This window comes from Streptomyces solincola (assembly GCF_002982015.1).
GTDB lineage: Bacteria > Actinomycetota > Actinomycetes > Streptomycetales > Streptomycetaceae > Streptomyces > Streptomyces solincola.
Genome location: NZ_PVLV01000441.1, coordinates 1 through 2156 on the forward strand (window position 1 = coordinate 1; position 2156 = coordinate 2156).

Annotated in this window: 3 protein-coding genes; all 3 read right to left on the reverse strand. The window is 70.4% G+C overall.

Translation table 11 applies throughout. The features are described 5' to 3' along the window. The coding region (locus C6N75_RS32005; protein WP_146132657.1) for a trypsin-like serine protease at window positions 1-409 on the reverse strand (409 nt) is incomplete at its 3' end. A gap of 21 nt (window positions 410-430) precedes the next feature. Continuing rightward, on the reverse strand, window positions 431-955 hold the full coding sequence (locus tag C6N75_RS24090) for a hypothetical protein (RefSeq protein ID WP_258177580.1): 525 nt from the start codon (window positions 953-955) through the stop codon (window positions 431-433). 838 nt (window positions 956-1793) lie between these two features. Then, window positions 1794-2156: helix-turn-helix domain-containing protein (locus C6N75_RS24095; protein WP_146132658.1), on the reverse strand; the 363-nt coding region annotated here is incomplete at its 5' end.

Below are 2156 nucleotides of genomic sequence, written 5' to 3' on the forward strand. Positions count from 1 at the left end.
GGGTGATGCCGGTGGCGGGCTGGGCCAGCCGGGCCAGGACCAGGTCGCGCTGCTCGTGCACCGTGATCTGGACGACCTCGCTGGTGTGGCCGCCGGTGGTGGTGAGGTTGGTGCGGCCGATGGTGGCAGTGGTCTTGAGTGCGGGTCTGCCGGTGGTGGGCGGAGTGGTCCCGGTGGCGAAGCAGCTCGCGGCGGTGGCTATCCAGTCCGCGGCGATCAGGGTGCCGGTGCAGGCGCGTGCGTTATCGCCGGCGCCGATGGAGAGCTTGGCGGTGAAGGCGTAGGTGTTCGCTGCCGCCGGGGTGCCGGAGACGGCGTGGGCGGGCAGCGCGGTCAGTGTGCCGGCGGCGATGACGGCCGCGGCAACGCCGACCGACACAGCTGCCGCAGGGGAGTGGAGTATGGACATCGGATGGTTCCTCGGGTGGTGTCAGCCGGTGACGCGGAGTTCGACCAGGACGGATCGGGAGCCGCCTTCAGTGGCTTCGCCGAAGGTGACGTAGTCGTTGGCCGGGGCATTGATGACGGTCTTTTCCCCCTCGGCGGTGATGGTGGCCTTCACCGGGTAGTCCTCGGTGAAGATGCCGAAGGCATCGGCGAGTTCGAGGGTGAGGTAGCCGGGCTTGGCCTTGACGTCGAAGCAGAACTGCTGAGCACCGGTGCGCGATTTGACCATGATGTCGGTGACGCCGTCACAGGGTACGAGGGTGATGTTGCCGTCGCCCTTCTTCAGCAGGATCTTCTGTTCCTGCTGGATGCGGTTGGCGTCGGGGTAGGTGAAGTCCTCCACCGGAGCCACCATCGCGGCCTCGTCGGGGTTGGGTGCGGTGGGAGGCGTGGCGTTCGCCGCACCGATCGCGGTGACGGCGACCACTGACGCCGCTGCGGCGGCCAATGCGGTCAGAAGTGCCGTACGGGCACGCTTTTGAGCCAAAGTAACCTCTTGAGTCGGCAAGAATCGGACCTCTGTTCGGTCCGTCGAGCCTCGGAAGTAAAACACATGTAAGAATCTTGTGTGTCGACGGTGTGACGTTCGGTCACAGAGCGGCATCGGATGGCTGAAAGGGGCGTAGGCAACGCGCGGCGCGGGCCGAGAAGCACGCCAAGGAGGCTCCGCGCCATCGCATGGAAGGCCGCGGCCGACGGGGTGGCCACCCGCACGGATGCCGGAATCGAGGAACGCCTGCTCCCGCTGTTCGGCTTCATGTCGTCCGCGCAACTCGGCATCCCGCCGTGTCACGGCAGTCATGTCCGCGCCTGACGAACGGTCTGCGCTCGACCGGTGAGATGGTGGATCGATGACTTCCGCCGACGCGTTCGTCGTGTTCGCCCCTGGCTGCCGAGGGTCCTTCGTGGATCGTGTGGTGGACCGCATTGAGGAGGCGGACGCGCTGGAGGTGTGTCTCCGATGGGGGCCCGAGAAGCCGGACACCACGCTTTCCTTTCGGGAGGTCCACTTCTGTTGCTTCGAGCTCCCTCCCGGCCCCCGGGTGTCCTCCGCTGGAGGAGGTGACGGCGTCTCTGGTGGAGCCCGGCGAGGGGCCGTGGTCCGAGGGGCTTGAGCCGGAGCTGGTCCGTTCGCGCGCTGCCGGCCCTGGTGTGGTTCCGGACCGACGGTCCCGCTCGGCTCAGCGTGCCGGCTGCCGTCGCCAGTGCGTCCGTCGAAGTGATCTGAGCGGTTCTCCGTGCGCCCTGCGGCTGCTGCGGGCCCCACCATGTGGTCGGGAGGCGCGAAGCACGGCCTGATGGGGCCGGCTTCCCGGGGAGTGTCGTGGCACGGGACGGGCCGGCTGCTACCCCGCCCGCACCGCGAACCACAGCTCCATCCGGACGTCCGGGTCGTCCAGGTCGGTGTCGAGGAGGGCGGCGCAGCGGGCGATGCGCTGGCGGACGGTGTTGCGGTGGACGCCGAGGGCGGTGGCGGTGCGGTCCCAGCTCCCGTGCAGGGAGAGCCAGGCGCGCAGCGTGGCGGTGAGCGGCTCGCCGCCGAGGGGCCCGAGCAGGGCGGCGGCGTGGGCGGCGGCCTCGGCGGGGTCGACCAGGGCCGCCAGGCCCGAGGCGCGGTGGCGGGCGAGCGGGGCGTGCGCGGCGCGGGCGCGGCGCAGGGCCCGGGCGGCCTGGGCGTCGGCGGCGGGCAGGTCGGCGGGGGTGGAGGG